Source organism: Flavobacterium ardleyense (assembly GCF_042686085.1).
GTDB lineage: Bacteria > Bacteroidota > Bacteroidia > Flavobacteriales > Flavobacteriaceae > Flavobacterium > Flavobacterium ardleyense.
The window spans coordinates 207949-228403 of sequence record NZ_JBHUOL010000022.1; the positions used below are offsets into that span (position 1 = coordinate 207949).

General features: G+C 33.4%; 20 protein-coding genes. 10 read left to right on the forward strand and 10 right to left on the reverse strand.

Annotated elements, in window-relative coordinates; translation table 11 throughout:
• Positions 1–25 precede the first annotated feature (25 nt).
• Genes secG through miaB form a run of 5 tightly spaced genes read right to left on the reverse strand, consistent with a single transcriptional unit; the run spans position 26 to position 4510 of the window.
• Positions 26–367 (reverse strand): preprotein translocase subunit SecG, encoded by a 342-nt coding sequence (gene secG / locus ACFSX9_RS14825; protein ID WP_379809068.1) that lies wholly within the window; start codon positions 365–367, stop codon positions 26–28.
• A gap of 2 nt (positions 368–369) precedes the next feature.
• Positions 370–1194 carry a hypothetical protein gene (locus ACFSX9_RS14830; protein WP_379809070.1) on the reverse strand — a complete coding sequence of 275 codons (825 nt, stop codon included), beginning with the start codon at positions 1192–1194 and terminating at the stop codon, positions 370–372.
• Between the two features lie 47 nt (positions 1195–1241).
• Positions 1242–1745 (reverse strand): LptE family protein, encoded by a 504-nt coding sequence (locus tag ACFSX9_RS14835; protein ID WP_379809072.1) that lies wholly within the window; start codon positions 1743–1745, stop codon positions 1242–1244.
• Positions 1745–3007, reverse strand: coding sequence for a sigma-54 interaction domain-containing protein (locus ACFSX9_RS14840; RefSeq protein WP_379809074.1), 1263 nt, complete (start codon positions 3005–3007; stop codon positions 1745–1747). Before ACFSX9_RS14840 ends, ACFSX9_RS14835 begins: the two co-directional genes overlap by 1 nt.
• A gap of 51 nt (positions 3008–3058) precedes the next feature.
• Positions 3059–4510, reverse strand: a complete 1452-nt coding sequence (miaB, locus tag ACFSX9_RS14845) for a tRNA (N6-isopentenyl adenosine(37)-C2)-methylthiotransferase MiaB (RefSeq protein WP_379809076.1) — start codon at positions 4508–4510, stop codon at positions 3059–3061.
• Positions 4511–4806: 296 nt separating this feature from the next.
• Here miaB and topA point away from each other — a divergent pair, with 296 nt between their 5' ends.
• From topA to ACFSX9_RS14880, 7 genes are all read left to right on the forward strand, one after another.
• Positions 4807–7335: a type I DNA topoisomerase gene (gene topA / locus ACFSX9_RS14850; protein ID WP_379809078.1), complete on the forward strand. Its 2529-nt coding sequence runs from the start codon at positions 4807–4809 to the stop codon at positions 7333–7335.
• A 6-nt stretch (positions 7336–7341) separates the two neighbouring features.
• Entirely contained in the window at positions 7342–8490 is a 1149-nt protein-coding gene (locus tag ACFSX9_RS14855; RefSeq protein WP_379809080.1) for a formimidoylglutamase, read from the forward strand.
• 155 nt (positions 8491–8645) lie between these two features.
• Complete coding sequence (gene porK / locus ACFSX9_RS14860) at positions 8646–10028, forward strand: T9SS ring complex lipoprotein PorK/GldK (protein WP_379809082.1); 1383 nt, start codon at positions 8646–8648, stop codon at positions 10026–10028.
• Between the two features lie 50 nt (positions 10029–10078).
• Complete coding sequence (porL, locus tag ACFSX9_RS14865) at positions 10079–10726, forward strand: type IX secretion system motor protein PorL/GldL (RefSeq protein WP_379809084.1); 648 nt, start codon at positions 10079–10081, stop codon at positions 10724–10726.
• A 51-nt stretch (positions 10727–10777) separates the two neighbouring features.
• Positions 10778–12310: a type IX secretion system motor protein PorM/GldM gene (gene porM, locus ACFSX9_RS14870; protein ID WP_379809086.1), complete on the forward strand. Its 1533-nt coding sequence runs from the start codon at positions 10778–10780 to the stop codon at positions 12308–12310.
• A 49-nt stretch (positions 12311–12359) separates the two neighbouring features.
• Positions 12360–13277 carry a type IX secretion system ring subunit PorN/GldN gene (gene porN / locus ACFSX9_RS14875; RefSeq protein ID WP_379809088.1) on the forward strand — a complete coding sequence of 306 codons (918 nt, stop codon included), beginning with the start codon at positions 12360–12362 and terminating at the stop codon, positions 13275–13277.
• A gap of 68 nt (positions 13278–13345) precedes the next feature.
• Positions 13346–14401: an NAD(P)/FAD-dependent oxidoreductase gene (locus tag ACFSX9_RS14880; RefSeq protein WP_379809090.1), complete on the forward strand. Its 1056-nt coding sequence runs from the start codon at positions 13346–13348 to the stop codon at positions 14399–14401.
• Between the two features lie 25 nt (positions 14402–14426).
• Here the strand turns inward: ACFSX9_RS14880 and ACFSX9_RS14885 are convergent, their stop codons facing one another.
• Positions 14427–14825 (reverse strand): DUF983 domain-containing protein, encoded by a 399-nt coding sequence (locus tag ACFSX9_RS14885; protein ID WP_379809092.1) that lies wholly within the window; start codon positions 14823–14825, stop codon positions 14427–14429.
• Positions 14826–14891: 66 nt separating this feature from the next.
• On the opposite strand from ACFSX9_RS14885, the gene ACFSX9_RS14890 reads away from it, so the two are divergent.
• The gene (locus ACFSX9_RS14890; protein ID WP_379809094.1) at positions 14892–16805 is read left to right on the forward strand and encodes an ABC-F family ATP-binding cassette domain-containing protein; all 1914 of its coding nucleotides are present in this window, start codon (positions 14892–14894) and stop codon (positions 16803–16805) included.
• A 280-nt stretch (positions 16806–17085) separates the two neighbouring features.
• On the opposite strand, the gene ACFSX9_RS14895 is transcribed toward ACFSX9_RS14890, so the two are convergent.
• Positions 17086–17286, reverse strand: coding sequence for a hypothetical protein (locus ACFSX9_RS14895; RefSeq protein WP_379809096.1), 201 nt, complete (start codon positions 17284–17286; stop codon positions 17086–17088).
• 61 nt (positions 17287–17347) lie between these two features.
• Entirely contained in the window at positions 17348–18325 is a 978-nt protein-coding gene (locus tag ACFSX9_RS14900) for a GSCFA domain-containing protein (protein WP_379809098.1), read from the reverse strand.
• A 59-nt stretch (positions 18326–18384) separates the two neighbouring features.
• Here ACFSX9_RS14900 and ACFSX9_RS14905 point away from each other — a divergent pair, with 59 nt between their 5' ends.
• Positions 18385–18537 (forward strand): hypothetical protein, encoded by a 153-nt coding sequence (locus tag ACFSX9_RS14905; protein ID WP_379809100.1) that lies wholly within the window; start codon positions 18385–18387, stop codon positions 18535–18537.
• Between the two features lie 6 nt (positions 18538–18543).
• Positions 18544–18756 carry a RidA family protein gene (locus ACFSX9_RS14910; protein ID WP_379809102.1) on the forward strand — a complete coding sequence of 71 codons (213 nt, stop codon included), beginning with the start codon at positions 18544–18546 and terminating at the stop codon, positions 18754–18756.
• 39 nt (positions 18757–18795) lie between these two features.
• On the opposite strand, the gene ACFSX9_RS14915 is transcribed toward ACFSX9_RS14910, so the two are convergent.
• Together ACFSX9_RS14915 and ACFSX9_RS14920 are read right to left on the reverse strand one after the other, a co-directional pair.
• A complete protein-coding gene (locus tag ACFSX9_RS14915; protein WP_379809104.1) occupies positions 18796–19572 on the reverse strand; it encodes a hypothetical protein in 777 nt (258 codons plus the stop codon).
• Positions 19573–19663: 91 nt separating this feature from the next.
• Entirely contained in the window at positions 19664–20407 is a 744-nt protein-coding gene (locus ACFSX9_RS14920; RefSeq protein ID WP_379809106.1) for a hypothetical protein, read from the reverse strand.
• Positions 20408–20455 lie beyond the last annotated feature (48 nt).

Consider the following 20455-nt stretch of genomic DNA (forward strand, 5'->3'; position numbering starts at 1 on the left):
CATTTTTTATAATATATTGAATTCTTTATTCTGCAGGATCATTTGCGACTGGTGCAGTTGGTGCAGTAGGAGTAGTAGGAATTGTAGTTGTTGGAGCAGTCATTTCATCTCCACCTAATATTTTAGAACCAGTAGATTGTGTACCGTTAAAGCTTAAACTTGAAAGTAAAATTAAAGCAATTAAAATTCCTCCTAATGTCCAAGTACTTTTATCTAAAAAGTCAGTTGTTTTTTGAACTCCTCCTAATTGTTGTGATCCTCCAAAAGAAGAAGATAAACCTCCACCTTTAGGGTTTTGAACCATAACAGCTAAGATTAATAAAAAACAAACAATTGTTATTGCAATTAAAAAGCCTGTAAATCCCATAATTAATTATTATTTTGTTGTAAATTCTTGATTTCTTTTATTCGGTCTGCAAAGAAACTACTTTTTTCTGGATATTTCAAAATTAAAATATCATAAGCTTGCATCGCTTTTGTATATTTTTTTTGTTCTAAATATACTTTTGCTAAAGTTTCTGTCATTAGATGTGTAGGTTCATCTGCACTTTTGCTAATGTTTGCTGGTGGTCTGGTCATTTCTTTTACTGGAGCAATTTTTGGATTTGCTTCAATAAACTTATCAATTAGATCTATTTTTTTTTGTTTCTCTATATCAATTTCTGTCTCAACGTCCTCATCTTTACGTTCAATAGGTGAAAATTTAGTAAGTTGGAGCCATTCTTGAAACGAATGTTTCTCGCTGTTTGTAAATGGTAAAGGTTTTCCAATTTCCAATTTTTCTTCCGAAGTCTTAATTGTTGCTTCTTCTTCTTCTTCTTCAACAGGGTTTACTTCTTCAATAGTGACTTCATTCTCAGTTTGTATTTGCTCCGCTATAACTTCTTCAGCATCATAAACTACAATATCCATAACTGTCTTTTGGATTCTGTTGATTTTTTCTTGCTGAATAGAGGTGAAATCATCGGAAGTAATGAATTCAAATAAAACAGTTCTATCTGTAGTATGTGCTGCGGTTTTCTTTAATTCGTAATTGTATCTAAAACTTTGTTGATTGTATAAACCTTTTAATAGCAAAGCCCGCGCTGCCTGAAAATAAGGGAACTGCAAAACAGCACTTTCTAAAGCTATCGTTCGTTTTTCGCTCGAAGCTTCAGGTTTGTTTAAAAGATATGTTAATTCAGTAGTGTTCATTTCAAGTGTAAGGTCAACCTCAATTTTAAAATATTAAGCTTTAGTATTTACCATTTGGCTAATGACTCGTTGAAAACATCTTGCTTAATTCGTTCAAAAATCACATCTAATGATTTAGTAAGTTGTGAACCTACTAATTGCTGATCGGCAGGGAAATCATCATAAAATGAAAAACGTTTTTCAAAATTGTCGTCTTCTTTGTTTCTGTTTACGAAGCGAACATTTATAGTAATAGTTAATCTGTTTTGTGCTGCTCTTTGGTCTGCAGTAGCTGTCATAGGTGTAATTCTATAATCTGTGATTTCACCTTCATATAGCAAATCACCGCCTTGGTTTGTTAAATTTAAATTCGTTTGATTTTGAATAATTTCCTGAAGTGACTGGGTGAAAATTCGTTCAATACCCGGTTCAACTAATTCCGCATTATTTTGAAAATAGTTCACCTGAAAAGTCTTCGCGTCAATTTTTCCTGTTCCTGTGAAATTATAAGCGCCGCAACTTAAAGCAAGTAAAGATAGGGTCAAGCCCAAAGCAATTAGGAGATATCTCATTATAAATCGTATTGTTTAATTTTTCTGTATAAAGTACGTTCGGAAATTCCTAACTCATCAGCTGCAGCTTTTCTTTTTCCTTTATTTCTTTCCAAAGACTTTTTGATTAGTTCAATTTCTTTGGCTTCTAAACTCAATGTTTCTTCTTCGTCAACAGTTTCCGCAAATAAGTAATTTTCATCATCATCGTCGTCTTCAAATTCGTCTTGGTTGCTGTTGTTTTGATTTGATAGCATTTCAACTCTTGATTGTTCTTCAAAAATTGTACTTTCTTCGGGTTTACCGTAAATTTTCTGAATCAATCCCTTATTGGTTTCCTGTACTTTAGAACTGCCACTTTGCATCAATTCTAACGTTAGTTTTTTCAAATCGGTCAAATCACTTTTCATGTCAAAAAGTACTTTGTACAAAATTTCTCTTTCGTTGCTAAAATCACTTTCCGACTTCTTTGTTCCAATTACCGATGGTAAATTTGGATTTTCTGAAGGTAAATACGATAGTAACGATTGTGCTGTAATATCACGTTTTGTTTCTAACACCGATATTTGTTCCGCAACATTTCGCAATTGACGAATGTTTCCGTTCCAACGGTGTTTTAATAAAATTTCAACTGCATTGTCTTCTAACTTAATAGCGGGCATTTTGTATTTATGTGCAAAGTCTGAAGCGAATTTTCGAAACAATAAATGAATGTCTTCTTTCCGATCTCGTAAAGGCGGAAGCATAATTTCAACCGTACTTAATCTGTAGTATAAATCTTCACGAAATTTACCTTTTTCAATTGCATCAAACATATTCACATTTGTTGCTGCTACAATTCTAACATTCGTTTTTTGAACTTGAGACGAACCCACTTTTATGAATTCTCCGTTTTCTAAAACTCGTAATAATCTTACTTGAGTAGTTAAAGGTAATTCACCAACTTCATCTAGAAAAATTGTTCCACCATCAGCCACTTCGAAATAACCATCTCTAGCTCCAGTTGCTCCTGTAAAAGAACCCTTTTCATGTCCAAAAAGTTCACTGTCAATTGTTCCTTCTGGAATAGCACCACAGTTTACCGCAATGTATTTTCCATGTTTTCTATGCGAAAGTGCGTGAATAATTTTCGGAATACTTTCCTTACCAACACCACTTTCACCCGTTACCAATACCGAAATATCCGTAGGCGCTACTTGAATAGCTTTTTCCACGGCACGATTTAGCTTTGGGTCATTCCCAATAATTTCAAATCGCTGTTTTATTGCTTGTACTGATTCCATTTAAAAAGTTTAAAAGTTTAAGGTTTGAAGTTTAAAAGGTTAACTTAAAACTTAATTCATTAATTCAGAATATCCCACTGCTTTCCCAATCAAGGTTCCGCTGGTGCAATCGGTCATTTTAACCATTACGAATTCACCAATTTTGTAATTTTCTTTTGGAAAAACTACTACCGTATTTTGCGAATTTCTACCACTCCATTGTTGATCTGAACGTTTTGATTCGCGCTCAATTAAAACTTCCATTTCTTGTCCGAGGAATCTTTGTGTTCTTTCTAAAGCTATTGTTTGCTGTAAAGCTACAATTTCAGATAACCTGCGTTTTTTTACTTCTTCCGGAACGTCATCTTCTAATTTTCTAGCGGCCATTGTTCCTGGTCGTTCAGAATAAGAAAACATAAATCCAAAATCATATTTAACATGTTCCAATAAACTTAAAGTATCTTGATGATCTTCTTCAGTTTCTGTTGGAAATCCCGTAATAATATCTTGTGATAAACTAATGTCTGGAATAATTTCGTAAATTTTATCTACTAAAGCAATATATTCTTCACGTGTATGTTGGCGATTCATTTCTTTTAAAATTCTAGTGCTTCCACTTTGAACCGGTAAATGAATGTAATTGCAAATGTTATGATGTTTTGCCATAGTTTCAATAACTTCAATATGCATGTCTTGCGGATTTGAAGTTGAGAATCTAAATCTCATTTTAGGGAAAAGTGTAGCACATTGATCCAATAATTGAGTGAAATCTACCGAGGTTGCTTTTTCCATAGCGGTTGCTTTCACAAAATCTTTCTTCAAACCACCACCATACCAAAGGTAACTATCCACATTTTGACCTAACAACATTACTTCTTTGAAGCCTTTATCATGTAAATCCTGAATTTCAGCAATAATACTTTGTGGCTCACGACTACGTTCACGACCTCGAGTAAAAGGAACTACGCAAAATGTACACATATTATCACAACCTCTTGTAATCGATACAAAAGCGTTCACTCCGTTACTATTCAATCGAACCGGAGAAATATCGCCATAAGTTTCATCTTTTGAAAGAATCACGTTGATAGCATCTCTTCCTTCTTCCACTTCTGAAAGTAAATTTGGAAGATCTTTATAAGCATCAGGACCTACAACTAGGTCAACAATTTTTTCTTCTTCTAAAAATTGGCTTTTTAAACGCTCGGCCATACAACCTAACACGCCAACTTTCATGTTTGGATTAATGTCTCTTTTCACCGCATTATATTTTTGCAAACGTTTGCGAATCGTTTGTTCCGCTTTATCGCGAATAGAACACGTGTTTACCAACACCAAATCAGCATCTTCTAAATTTTGTGTCGTATTATATCCATTTTCATAAAGAATTGACGCCACAATTTCGCTATCCGAAAAATTCATTTGGCAACCATAACTCTCTATAAATAGTTTTTTTGTATTTCCTGCTTTTTGGTCTAAAACTAAGCTTTCGCCTTGTTTCTCTTCGTCTATTACCTTTTCCATATAAAGATTTCCTTTAAATCATCCCGAAACTTAGGGAATGCAAATATACTATTAATTTAAAATCTGACAAGATGGCAGTAAAGGTTTAACAAAGAATTTTAATTATCTTTCAAAAAGCGCTTGATTTCCCGCTGTAATTGGTTTTTATACCTATATATATAGGTGTGGAATTGCTTAAAAATTAATAAATTGTTAGTAAAATTGAATTCAAAAACTTGAAGTTTAAAAAAAACCTATACTTTTGCGCCTTGGGAGTTAAATCTCAAACTATACAGATTAAAAAAAATATAAGACACATGGCAAAGAATTTAGTTATCGTTGAGTCACCAGCAAAGGCAAAAACCATTGAGAAATTTTTAGGGAGCGAATATCAAGTAGAGTCAAGTTATGGACACATTGCGGATTTACCTTCAAAGGAAATTGGAGTAGATGTTGAAAATGGATTTAAACCGAAATATGAAGTTTCTGCCGATAAAAAAGCATTGGTTGCCAAACTAAAAACTTTAGCAAAAAACGCAGATATGGTTTGGTTAGCTTCGGATGAGGACCGTGAGGGTGAAGCTATTTCTTGGCATTTATCAGAAGAATTAAAATTAAAACCAGAAAAAACAAAACGTATTGTTTTCCACGAAATTACAAAAACGGCAATTCTTAAAGCAATCGATAATCCTCGTGGAATTGATTATAATTTAGTAAACGCACAACAAGCAAGACGAGTTTTAGACCGATTAGTTGGGTACGAATTATCACCAGTACTTTGGAAAAAAGTAAAAGGCGGTTTATCAGCAGGTCGCGTGCAATCTGTTTCTGTTCGATTAATTGTGGAACGTGAACGTGAGATTCAAAATTTCAATGCCGAAGCTTCTTATAGTATTTCAGCAGAATTCACAAACGAAGCTGGGAAAACATTTAAAGCAAAATTACCAAAGAACTTCGCCACTAAAAAAGAAGCAGAAGACTTTTTAAATAAAAATATTGGGTCAACTTATAAAGTAGGTGATTTAGAAACAAAACCTACGAAGAAAACGCCAGCAGCACCTTTTACAACTTCAACTCTACAACAAGAAGCAGCTAGAAAATTGTATTTGCCTGTTGGAATTACGATGCAAATTGCACAACGTTTATATGAGGCTGGATTAATCACTTATATGAGAACAGACAGTGTGAACCTGTCACAAGATGCAATGGCAGCAGCTCAAGCTGAAATTACAAGTTACTACGGAAAAGAATTTTCGAAACCGAGAACTTTCAATTCAAAATCTAAAGGAGCGCAAGAAGCTCACGAAGCAATTCGCCCTACAGATATGTCGCGTCATACAGTGAATATCGATAGAGATCAAGCGCGTTTATACGATTTAATTTGGAAAAGAACATTAGCTTCTCAAATGAGCGATGCCGAATTAGAAAGAACTAATGTAAAGATCGAAGCAAATAATTTTTCTGAAACATTTACGGCTACTGGTGAAGTTATCAAGTTTGAAGGATTTCTAAAAGTATATTTAGAAGGAAATGACGACGATGATGAAGAGCAAGAAGGAATTTTACCAGCTTTAAAAGTAAATGAGAAATTAATTAATAATTATATTACTGCAACAGAGCGTTTTTCACGTGCACCAGGTCGCTATACTGAAGCTTCTTTAGTAAAGAAATTAGAAGAATTAGGAATTGGCCGTCCATCAACTTATGCACCAACTATTTCTACGATTATCGCTAGAACTTACGTAGAAAAGGGAAGTTTTGAAGGACAAGAAAGAAAATACAATCAAATTGTCTTAAAGAATAGCGAAGTAAAAGCACAAGTTTTAACGGAGAATACGGGTTCTGATAAAGGGAAATTAGTTCCAACAGATATCGGAATTATCGTAAATGACTTTTTAGTTAAAAACTTCTCGACCATTTTAGATTATAATTTCACTGCAAAAGTAGAACAGGATTTTGACGAAATTGCAGAAGGAAAAGTCGATTGGGCAAAAATGATGAATGATTTTTATAGTCATTTTCATCCTATTGTAGTGGATGTGGAACAAAATGCAGAGAGAGAAAGCGGTGAACGTATTTTAGGAATGCATCCCGTTTCAGGCAAGCAAATTTCAGTTCGTTTAGGGAAATATGGTGCAATGGCTCAAATTGGCGATTTCGAAGAAGAGAACAAACAATTTGCAAGTTTGCGCCAAGATCAAAATATTGGAAGCATCACGTTGGAAGAAGTTTTAGATTTATTTCTATTACCAAAGCAATTGGGGACTTACAAAGACGAAGAAATCGAAGTAAATAATGGTCGTTTTGGACCTTATGTTCGTTTTGGTACGCAATTTATTTCTTTACCTAAAGGCGAAGATCCATTAGATGTTACGTTGGAAAGAGCAAAAGAGCTTATTGCTGAAAAGGAAGAAGCTGATGCGCCAATTGCTATGTATGAAAATTTACCGGTTCAAAAAGGAACAGGTCGTTTTGGTCCTTTCATCAAATGGAACGGAATGTTTATCAATGTAAATAAGAAGTACAATTATGATAATTTATCAGAGTCGGATATTGTAGAATTGATTCAAGATAAAATTCAAAAGGAGATAGATAAAGTAATTCACAATTGGGAAGACGAAGGAATTCGCGTTGAAAAAGCACGATGGGGTCGTTCAACAATTACTAAAGGAAAAATCAAAATTGAATTAAGTAAAGATGTTGATGCTAGTAAATTAACATTGGCACAAGTTCAAGATATGATTGAAAAGAAAACGCCTGCTAAAAAAGCTCCTGCTAAAAAAGCTCCTGCGAAAAAAGCAGCTGCGAAAAAAGCACCAGCTAAGAAAACGACCACCAAAAAGTAATAAAAAATGGTTTTTGATTTTTTACAACCTATTTCGTCCTCGATGGAAACGTTTGTTTCTGGCTTGTCTAATAAAACATTAGGCAGGAAAGTCGTAATTCACACCCAAACAGATTTTCCAGTTTTAGACGCTGTTTCATTGGCTATAATTGCTGTGAATGAAAATAGAGGTAATGATAAGGATAATGAAGAGTCGGCTTTTGATAATTTTAGAAAGCAGTTTTATAGCTTATATCCAGGGAATTGGAATGTTTCAATTGCTGATTTAGGAACGGTTGAAGCAGGAGCAAGTATTGAAGATACGTATTTTGTTGTCAAGAAACTTGTTGAAGAGCTGGTTAAGAAAGGTATTGTGCCAATTGTAATTGGAGGAAGTCAAGATTTAACTTACGCAATTTACAGAGCTTACGATAATTTAGACCAAATGGTTAATTTAGTATCAGTAGATAATACATTTGATTTTTCAGATGAAAATTCATTACCTTCTAATTCTTTTTTAACAAAAATTATAGTCGAAGAACCTAATAACCTATTTAATTATTGTAACTTAGGGTATCAAACGTATTACAACTCGCAAGAAGAGATTGATTTAATTGAAAAATTGTATTTTGAAGCGTATAGATTAGGTGAAGTTTCGAGTACTATTTCTGTTGCGGAACCTGTTTTTAGAGATGCTGACTTAGTGAGTATAGATATGACTGCTGTTCAGTCTTCTTTTTCAGGAAATTTCCTACAAAATAATCCTAATGGATTTGACGGAAAAGAAATTTGTACATTAACTCGTTATGCCGGAATTAGTGATAAAGTTTCTTCGCTCGGAATCTTTAATTTTAATTCTAATCAGCAAGAAAGTATTTTAATAGCGCAAATAATTTGGTATTTTATCGAAGGATATAGCTTTCGCTCAGGAGAATATCCATTTGGAAGTAAAGAGAATTATACTAAGTATATCGTTCCGATTGATGAAGATGAATTAGTGTTTTATAAGAGCAATAAAACAGCAAGATGGTGGATTGAAATCCCTTTTTTGTCAAATGTTAATAATAAATTAAAAAGAAATACGTTATTACCTTGTACAAATGAAGATTATTTAGGAGCTTGCGAGCAAGAAATACCTGAAAGATGGTGGAAGGCACAGAGAAGAAATACGTTGTGAATCGTTTGTTTATTGGGGTTTAGTAGACCAATTATCTAGGCTGTTTCAAAATTTAAGATTTTTTTATGTGTTTTTAATTAAAAATATTGTTTTTTTAAAATTTTATGAATAGGTTTACACCCTTAAAGTAGAAGTTACATTTAACCCAAATTTATATGAAGAAGTTTGTTGCATTAACAGCAATTTTGTCATTGTTTATCAGTTGTGGTAAAGGAGATAAAGGAGAATTAGTAGGAGTAAAAGGAAAAAAATGGCATGCCGAGAAACCTTACGGTATGACATTAGTGCCTGGAGGAGCCTTTATTATGGGTAAGTCGGATGATGATTTAGCTAATGTTCAAGACGCGCCAACCAAAACGGTGACTGTTCGTTCATTTTACATGGATGAAACTGAAATCACAAATAGTGAGTATCGTCAATTTGTGGGGTGGGTTAAGGATTCGATTATGAAAACAAGATTAGCTATTATGGCTGATTTACAAGGTCAGAAACCTGGTTCTGGAAGTGGAAAAGGTGGTAGTATTGGTGAATTTGCATTTGCTGATGTTGATCCTGAAAAAATGACTCCATACGACAAATATATGTATGATAATTATTATAGTGTTGGTACTGATGATGATATTTATGCAGGTAGAAAACTTAATAACAAGATTAAATTAATCAAGGATCCTAAAAAGTATCCAGATGAGTTTTATGTTGAGGTTATGGATTCTATGTATTTACCAGAATCTGAGTCTTACAATGGTTTGAAAACAATTGACGCGAGTAAATTGAAATTCAAGTACAACCAAGTTGATATCAATAAAGCGGTTCAGAAGAAAGGTCGTAAAGATTTCTTTGAAGATGCGCCAGCAATTGAAATTTATCCTGACACAACAGTTTGGATTAAAGACTTCGCTTATTCTTATAATGAGCCTATGCATAATGATTATTTCTGGCATCAAGCTTACGGAGAATATCCTGTAGTAGGTGTTTCTTGGAATCAAGCAAAAGCTTTTTGTTCTTGGAGAACAATGTATAAAAATGCATATATCAAAAAGAAAAGAGGTAGAGATCAAATAAATTCTTTCCGTTTACCTACTGAAGCGGAATGGGAATATGCAGCTAGAGGTGGACTTGAAGGAGCTACTTATCCTTGGGGTGGACCATATGCTAAAAATGACAGAGGTTGTTTTATGGCTAACTTTAAACCTAATCGTGGAGATTATGCAGCTGACGGTGCTTTATATACTGTTGAAGCAAAATCTTATGAAGCAAATGATTACAACCTTTACAACATGGCGGGTAACGTTTCAGAATGGACAGAATCTTCTTATTTTGCAGAATCTTATGAGTTCGTTTCTACTATGAATCCACACGTTGCAGATAGAACTAATCAAAGAAAAGTTGTTCGTGGTGGTTCTTGGAAAGATGTTGCTTACATGCTACAAGTATCTACTCGTGACTTTGAATATGCTGATTCAGCAAGAAGTTACATCGGATTTAGAACAGTTCAAGATTACATGGGAACTGCTTCAACTGGGAACAGTCTAAAATAAATTAAACCAAAATTTTTACACAATAAACTTAACTTAACAAAAAAATTATTATGGCATTATTATCACCAAAAATTATGAATTTCGCCTATGGTATGGGTGCAGCGATTGTTATCGTAGGAGCATTATTTAAAATCGCTCACTTTGAATTTGGCTTTTTGACAGGAACAGTCATGTTGACTATAGGTTTAGTAACAGAGGCTTTGATTTTTGCACTTTCTGCATTTGAAGATCCACCGAAAGAAATCGATTGGGCTTTAGTTTATCCTGAATTAGCTGGGGGTGAATCTTCAGTTAAAAAAGCAAAAGTTGAAAATCCAACTGAAGCTCAAGGTTTATTGTCTCAGAAATTAGACGCAATGTTGAAAGAAGCTAGAATTGATGGTGAATTAATGGCTAGCTTAGGAAATAGTATCAAAAACTTTGAAGGAGCTGCTAAGTCAATTTCTCCAACGGTTGATGCTATGGCAGGACAACAAAAATATGCTGAACAAATGACTGCTGCTGCATCTCAAATGGAAGCTTTAAACGGATTATATAAAATACAATTAGAAAGTGCTGATAGAAATGCACAAGCTAATAAAGATATCGCAGATAACGCGGCTAAATTAAAAGAGCAAATGCAGTCAATGACTTCAAATATTGCATCTTTAAATGTAGTTTATGGAGGAATGCTTACTGCTATGAGTAACAGAGGATAATTAGTTTTATCGGTAAAATAATTTATTAATAAAAACTAATTTAAAAATAAAATGGCAGGAGGAAAATTAACCCCTAGACAGAAGATGATTAACCTAATGTACTTGGTTTTCATCGCAATGTTGGCATTGAATATGTCAAAAGAAGTTTTAACAGCTTTTGGTAATTTTAATGATAAATTTGACGAGTCAAATAAATTAACAGAACAATCAAATCAATCGCTTTTAGGAGCTCTTAATACAAAAGCAAGTGATGAGCCTGCTCAGTATGGTGAGTCTGCAAGAAAAGCGGTGGAAGTTGCTAAGATTTCTAAGGAATTTACAGCATTTCTTGAAACTGCTAAAGTAGAAGCTACTAAAGGTTTTGAAATAGATAAAGAAACTGGTAAATTACCTTTTGAAGCAATGGACAAATCTGTTATTGATGACAAGTGGTTTCAAGGAGATGGTTACAGCGCAAGAGGAACAGAAATTGTTTCAAAAATTGACAAATACGTTGCAGATATTAAAAAAGTAATAGGTGTAGATGTTAAATACGTAAATTATATTAAAGAAGTTGAAAAGAAATTTTCGACTGCAGATATAGTTAATAAGGATGGAATTAAAGTTAAATATTTAGACTATAAAGCTAAAGGTTTCCCTGCAGTTTCTACGCTTACTTACTTAACAGCAATGCAAAATGACGTTAAAAATACTGAAGCTGGTGCTTACAACTTATTCTTAGGGAATGCATTACAATCTGCAGCTTCTATGAAAAACTTTCAAGCTATAGTAGTGTTAGACAAAAATGCATACTTTGCTGGTGAACAAGTTACAGGTAAAGTTGTTTTAGGTCGTTACGATGCTAATACAGTTCCTACATCTTTCAATGGTCCTGGGAAAATTGAAAATGGACAAGCTGTAATCTCTATGACTGCTGGTGGTATCGGTGAACAAAATTTCACTGGAAAATTCGGTTTCTTAGAAGATGGGAAAGAAATTCCATTAGAATTTAAAGGAACTTATGTTGTGGTTCCAAGACCTAACCAAGCTATTATTTCAGCAGACAAAATGAATGTTGTTTATCGTGGAGTTCCTAACCCTATATCTATCTCAGTTCCTGGTATTTCGTCTGACAAAGTTAGCGCTTCAGCACCTGGAATGTCAAAAGTAGGGGATGGTAAATTCATGTTAAACGCTGGCTCAGGTAGTGAGGTTAAAATTAGTGTTACTGCTACGATGCCTGACGGGAAGCCAATGTCTAGTGCGCAAGTATTTAGAATTAAAGGTTTACCTGCTCCAACTGGAAAAGTAGGAGGTTCGATTTCTAACAAAGGTCCAAAATCTAACTTAGAAGTTTGTACGGTAACGGCAGATATGGAAGATTTCGATTTCCCAGTAAATGTGAATGTTACTCAGTTTAATGTTAAGGTTCCAGGACAGCCTACTGTAGTGGTTTCTGGCAGCAAAATGGATGCAAAAGCAAAAGCTGTTATTGCTAAAGCTAGCAGAGGTGATGTTGTTGTTATTTCTGAAATTAAAGCAAGTTTTTCTGGTATAGACCAGGTTGCAAAGAGAGTTTCAACTTGTACTTACGAAATACAATAAGTAACAATAATTTGTGTTTAAACAATTAAACCAGATAAAAATGAATAAAATGAATTGGAGAAATAATATTGTAATTTTAGCATTAGGTTTAAGTTCGGCTTTTACTTTTGCTCAGTCTAACCTTTTGAATGCTAAAACTCCGGATCAAATCGGGAAGAAAACTGAGGCAGAATTAAGTGCAGACAATGATAAGCCATTACCATACGGTTATGTTCATGATAGAGATATCTTAATGGGTAAACGTATTTGGGAAATGATCGACTTAGATGAGAGAGTTAACTTTCCACTTTATTTTCCTGTGGAAGGTGATGTAATGAGCTCACCAGACAGACGTCCTTTGTATAATGTTTTAGTTTCTGCGATAAAAGAAGGTAAGATAACTGAAGTTTATGACTCAAGTTATTTTACTACTAAGAAAACAATGCAAGATATTGAAGGGTCTTTGTTCACTGTAGATACTACAGACGTAGGTAGAGAACAAATGAACGAGGACATTAGTGCTTATAGATCAGGTGCGAAACAAATTTCTGAGGAGTATATTAGAAAGACTGAAATCGAAGCTTATCATGTCGACGCTTATAAAATCGTTGGATATTGGTATTTTGACAAACGTCAAGGTGAATTAAAATATCGTATGCTTGGAATTTGTCCAGTTGTTCCGGATCTTTATACCATGAATGAGGAAGTTAAAGATTTTGTAGAATTGTTCTGGGTTTATCTACCAGCTTCAAGAGATGTTTTGCATGAAGCCAAAGCTTTCAACAGTAGAAACTCTGCAATGTCATTTACATTTGACCATATATTAAACGCGCGTCGTTTTAGTGGTGTGATCTATTTAGAAGAAAATGTGTTTGGCGATCGTTTAATCAAAGATTATATGAAAGAAAATGCACAGATGCAATTATTAGAATCGGAACGAGTTAAAGAAAAAATTCGGGACTTCGAACAAGATATGTGGAATTATTAGTAGTATTTCTCCAATTTCATTTAAAAAACTCTTATCAATTGATAAGAGTTTTTTTTTAATTTTACACCATGATAGATTTTATAATTGTAGGTAATGGGCTAGCAGGTATTTCTTTTGCAGAAATCGCTTTGCAACACAATAAATCCATTTTTGTCTTTGATAATAATTCACAACCTTCTTCTAAAGTCGCTGGAGGTTTATACAATCCTGTTGTTTTAAAACGTTTTAGTGAAGTGTGGAAAGCCAAAGAACAAATTGATTTTGCTTTTCCGTTGTACCATACAATTCAGGCCCGTTTAAACGTGGTTTTCGATTATGAATTACCTATTCTTAGAAAGCTATTTTCGATCGAAGAACAAAACAATTGGTTTCAAGCCGCAGATAAACTTAATTTAGCACCTTTTTTAGATCCTAAATTATCAAATCAAAAATACAGTGCTATTGATTCTCCTTTTCATTATGGTAAAGTCAATCATACTGGTTATTTAGAAATCTCAACATTAATCGAATCCTATTCTAAGTATTTAAAAGATTTAAATTGCTATTCTACAGATTCTTTCGATTACATTCAGATTCAATTTCTTGAAAGTGGCATTCAGTACAAAGATATTCATGCTAAAAACATCATTTTTGCTGAAGGTTTTGGATTGCATGCTAATCCGTTTTTTAACGATTTGCCGTTAGACGGAACCAAAGGCGAATTACTTATCATAAAAGCAGCGGATTTACAATTGGATGTTGTCATCAAATCAAGTGTTTTTATTTTACCAATCGGAAATGATCTGTACAAAGTCGGAGCAACTTATGATTGGAAAGACAAAACTAACAATCCAACCGAAGAAGGTAAAAAAGAACTTGTTGATAAATTAAAAGAACTAATCTCTTGTGATTTCGAAGTAATAGAACATTTTGCAGGAGTTCGTCCCACAGTTAAAGACAGAAGACCGTTAGTTGGAACGCATCCTTTACATTCGCAATTACACCTATTAAACGGATTAGGAACTCGCGGCGTAATGCTCGGTCCTTATTTAGCAAATCAATTATTTCAACATATTGAGAACGCTATTCCCTTAGAAAACGAAATAAATATTGAAAGATGTTATAAAAAAAGCCGAAATTCTTAATTTCGGCTTTTTTTATAGTATTTAACTATTTCACTTTTTTGTTTTTCTCCCAATCTTCGTCGTAGCTGATAAAGAAATTAATCCAAATATTTCGAGACCATCGCATAATGATCGGCATAAAAACAACTAATGTGATACAAATTGCAATAAAATTGCTAACTAAACTTTTCTCTCCTACAAAATAATAACAGATTATAAAAGCTGCAACTCCAAACGCAATTCCTAAACCATAACTCACATACATAGCACCAAAAAAGAACGACGGTTCCATGTCATATTTTGTGTTGCAATGAGAACATCTGTCGTGCATTTTGTACACATTTCTGATATTATACGGATTTTGATCCAAATACATTGATTCTTCTTGACATTTTGGACAACTTCCTGTTAAAATACTATTTAATATGGATCCTTTTTTTAACATTTGCAGATTATTTTGCACAAAGGTAAAACTTATAACAACCTTTCGTGTAATAATTGTTACAAAAATATGCTGAACATACACAATTTATCGGTTTCATTTGGTGGAACATTTCTTTTTGAAGACGTAACTTTTAGATTAGGCTCTGGCGATAGAGTAGGACTTGTTGGAAAAAACGGTGCAGGAAAATCAACCATGTTGAAAATGCTTGCTGGAGATTTCAAACCTGATAGCGGCGTTATCGCAACAGAAAAAGAAGTTAGAATGGGATTTCTTCGCCAAGATATCGATTTCGAAGAAGGAAGAACCGTTTTGGAAGAAGCTTATCAGGCTTTCGCCGAAATTAAAACGGCCGAATTCCGAATCGACGAAATCAATCACCAATTAGTTACAAGAACCGATTACGAAAGTCAGTACTATTCAGACCTAATCGAAGAATTAAGCGATGTTACGCATTTATACGAAGTATTAGGAGGTTATAATTACGTTGGAGATACTGAAAAAATCCTTTTAGGTTTAGGTTTCAAACGTGAAGATTTTGATAATTTAACCAATACGTTTTCTGGAGGATGGCGTATGCGTATTGAATTGGCAAAATTATTATTGCAATCAAACGATATTTTACTTTTAGATGAGCCTACGAATCACTTGGATATTGAAAGTATCATTTGGTTAGAAGGATTTTTACGTAATTTTTCGGGCGTAGTCGTAATTGTTTCGCACGATAAAATGTTTTTGGATAACGTTACAAATCGTACTATTGAAATTTCTTTAGGAAAAGCGTATGATTTCAACAAACCCTATTCGCAATATTTACTTTTAAGAGATGAAATTCGCGAAAAGCAATTGGCCACTCAAAAAAATCAGGCTAAGAAAATTGAAGAAACAGAGAAGTTAATTGAGAAATTTAGAGCAAAAGCGTCTAAAGCATCGATGGCACAATCGTTAATCAAGAAATTAGATAAAGTTGAACGCATCGAAGTCGATGAAGACGATAATTCGGTAATGAATATTTCGTTTCCAGTTTCGCAAACACCCGGAAGAGTTGTTGTAGAAGCCGAACACGTTACAAAAGCTTATGGCGATAAAGTAATTCTGAAAGACATTTCACTTTTGGTGGAACGCGGTAGTAAAATTGCTTTCGTGGGTCAAAACGGTCAAGGAAAGTCGACTTTTATGAAAGCGATTGTCAACGAATTTGAATACGAAGGTTCTATAAAAATGGGTCATAATGTGCAATTGGGTTACTTCGCACAAAACCAAGCCGAATATTTAAACGGTGAAATCACCTTGTTGCAAACCATGGAAGATGCTGCAACCGACACCAATCGTTCGAAAGTTCGTGATATGTTAGGTTCGTTTTTATTCCGTGGCGATGATGTGGAGAAAAAAGTAAAAGTACTTTCTGGAGGCGAGCGAAATCGTTTGGCACTTTGTAAATTACTTTTGCAACCGATCAACGTTTTGGTTATGGATGAGCCCACGAATCACTTGGATATTAAGTCAAAAAACGTTTTAAAAGCCGCTTTAAAGCAGTTTGAAGGAACTTTGCTATTAGTTTCTCACGACCGTGACTTCTTGCAAGGAATGTCCAATTTAGTGTACGAATTCAAAGATCAGAAAATTAGAGAATATTTAGGCGATATCAATTTCTTCCTAGAGCAGAAAAACGCAATGAATATGCGTGAAATTGAACAAAAGGACGTCGTTTCATCCAAAGCTGATAAAGCTCAAAAAAGTGTTTCATACGAAGACCAAAAGAAAGCGAAATCACTACAAAACAGATTGAGTAAAGTTGAAAGTCAAATCAAACAATTGGAAAAAGACATTCAGCAAGACGATAAAGCTTTGGCTTCAAACTACGACAAACACGTTGAAGACGCTAAGTTTTTTATGGCATACGAAAAGAAAAAGAAAGAATTAGAACAACTTTTAGCGGATTGGGAAAAAGTCCAATTAGAAATCGAAGTTTTAAATAGTTAATTGCAAATCGCAATTTCCGACAAGAATAACACAAATTTTTACTTTTAATAAGTATTAGTTTGTGTTTTTTTTGGGCCTATTTCCAGCTCTTCGTTACAATCTTTTGCAAATAAAATAATTTTTGTAAGTTATAAAAAGAGCTTCTTAGGTCGATTTTGTATAACAACAAAAATAAATTTTATTTCACAAAAGGATTTCCACTTCGATCTGGGGCAAACCACCGGAATGTTTCAGGAATTTTTATATAATTTGGTTACTTCGGAATGTTTGGTAATAAAAATTACGCTTTCAAAAAACTTCTTCTAGCAAAACTAATTCCAAAATAAACAATAGAAATCAACGTAAAAACGATTCCAATCATCATAAAGAATTCCACAAAACGCATTAGCATACTTGGTTCTTTAGCGTCGCCATCCATTATAAAACCAATTGTGGTAATAACAGTTGCAACAATCAGAATGTTTAAAAATATCTTTTTCATAGTTTAGTTTTTTGACGCTTAGTTAAAAACGAAAAGTAACACTTTTTAGTATGAATTACGTTCAGAACGATATAAAAGGAAATTGCGATCGAATTTTTGCGATTTTCTCATTCACATTCGCAACAAATCGCATATGACTTTCCGTATTTAGATTAAAAGGTCTGTGTGCCAATCCTTTTTGAATCGTTGCAATTTCTTCCATCGTTACTAAACTTTCTTTGGAAATCATCGCTTCAGCAAAACGTTCCCAAATATAATCGACTGCCATTTTACTTGGATGCAATAAATCATCGGCATAAAAACGATAATCACGCAATTCATCCATCATAATTTCGAACGAAGGAAAGTATTCCGTGTTCAGTTTGTAGTGTTCAGTTTTCAAAATGCTTTGCAAAGCCGTAATCAAATGAGCTTTACTCAAGGTGTTTTCGACAAAACCATCTTTGATATGACGAACAGGAGAAACCGTAAAAATCACAGAACAATTCGGATTTATAGCATAAAGTATATTGATAATATTCGCTAAGCTTTCCTCAATTGTCGCAATCGACAACAATTCTTTAATAAATTCCTTTTGCGGGACTTTATGACAATTCGCAACAATTTGCTCAGAGACAACATTTCGGTAAATCCACGACGTTCCAAGAGTGATAAAACAATGTGTCAACGATAGGATTTGATTGTGAGTTGTATTTACAAGATCGTTCAAAGTATTTAATAAAACATCTTTATCCGAATGCGATAATTCCGAATGCACTTCATAACAATGCCAAAGTTCGTTGTGAAAGAAAATATCGCTTTCCGTAAAATCAATCTTATTCACAGCTCTTTTTACCAAATTTTCAATCGAAACCGGATTAAAAATTATTCCAAAAGGATTTGTTGCCGTTTGAAATTTAAAATACTCAAATTTCTCAGCTATATTTTCTGAAAAACACGAACCCAAAGCAAGAATTTTACTTTCATAAGTAATTGGGTTTTCAAATTTTCCAAGGGGTATTTTTGTAGTGAATTGCAAATCGATAAGTTTAGACTTCAAATTTAGATTAGTTTTTAGAATTAAACTACTAATTTTACATTCCATTTAGCTCAAAAAATATGATACAAAAAGAATATATTGATCCCAACGAAGGATTTTCACAAACCGTAATTGTAAAAACTGGAAATTACAAAACGCTCTACATTTCCGGACAAATCGGAACCGGAACCGATTTAGAAAGTCAGACTATTGCCACTTTTAAAAATCTATAAAAGCAATTGCATCAAGCTAACGCAACTTTCAAAGACGTCGTAAAAATGAATACGTATATCGTAAACTTCCAAGCAGAAATAGATTTACCGATTTTCAGAAAAGTAAGAAAAGCATTTCTTGGAACTGAAAATTATCCCGCAAGCACATTAGTCGGAATACAAGCTTTAGGAAATAAAGAATGGTTGATAGAAATCGAAGCAGTTGCTGTGGTAGAATAAAAAAATCCCGATAAATGTGAACTTATCGGGATTTTATAATTAGTTATAAAAATATTCAGATGTAGAATTTTCATCAGTACTACCAAAATATATTACAGTTTCGGTTGCTGGCATATTACTAGCGTTGTAGGTATAAGATGAGCTTTCTTGAGAAATACCATTAACAGTTAATAATAAAGGATTGTTAACAATACCAGGATAACCTCGTGAGGTATATGGAGATGCAATTATAGTTTTAGAAAAGCCAGTAATATTAGAATAAGGACTTCTTTTAGTATCAAATGTACTTACTTCAGTTGTAGTAGATTCAAATTCGTCTCCTTCATTTTGAATGATTTCCTTTTTATAAGGCTGGTTACCTACATAGTGGATCGTCCCCGTTGCAATAGTATTTCCGTCCGCTGTGGTTACGAATGAAGTTGTACCATTTGCGTTGTACGTGAAAACATCAACTTCGACATAATTGTCCTCATCAGTTCTTGTTGATTTAATTAATCGATTATTTGTATCATACTCATAAGTTATGATTTCTTCTAATATATCACCAGAATCTCCATCTTCAAAAAGGTAACGCTCTTTGGTGATTAAGTCTCCAGTATATGTATATTGAACTTCGTCTCCATAATCAGTAGTTTGTTTTATAATTTTATTACCATTATAAAAAAAGTTGGTTGTTTCGATTGATCCATCACTGTAAGTTTCGATAATCTTTTTCAATGTTGTTCCCTCAGTCGTAGTAGGATCTGAAGAATCATCACTTGAACAAGAAGTTAATGTAAGTGCCACGGCACTAAAAAGATAAAGTAGTTTTTTCATTTTGTTTCATTTAGTTATTTACAAATTAAATGAAAATAAAACTATTCTTAAACAAAATCCCGATAAATTTAAACTTATCGGGATTTTATAATTAGTTATAAAAATATTCAATTTTCGTAATTTCATATCTATCAACAGAAATTAGAGATGTAGGAAAGTTTTGAGCGTTGTATTCTAGTGTATTTGTAGTGTTTTGGTCAAGATCAGAATCAACAATTGTCAAAATGTTATTGGTAGGACTATCGCCGTCACTTTCAGTATAAATTAATTTTTCAAAACCTAAAATATTGGTCGTTGGATTTCTTTTATCGTCATATGTAAATGTTATTTCTCTACCATTTTCATCAATAATTTTTTTTACGGCTCCATTATTTAAAGTTATTGTTGCTGTGTTAACTAGTTCAGTTTGCTCGTCGAAATTTCCTTCATAATATTTAGCTGTTATGGTTCCGTCTGCGTTGTAGGTAAAAGTTTCTCTTTCGCCATAATCAGTAAATGTTGGTTCAACAATCACTAATGAAGTTACTCTATTATTAGAGTCGTAAGTGTACGTTTTACTCTCATCTAAAATGTTATTTGCAGAGAAAAATTCTATTTTCGTAATTAAATCTCCTGTATAGGTATACATTGAGTAACGTCCATTGGAGTTTTCCGATTTTACTAGTTTCTTCCCAGAATATTCAAGATTAAATGTTGAAGTTGAACCATCTTGATATGTTTGGATCGTTTTTGTTAATAATATTACATCAGCATCGGATGAATCTGAAGAATCATCACTTGAACAAGATGTTAATGTAATTGCAACTGCACTAAAAAGATAAAGTAGTTTTTTCATGATATTATTGGATTAACTACAAATAAAGTAAAACATAACATATTAAAC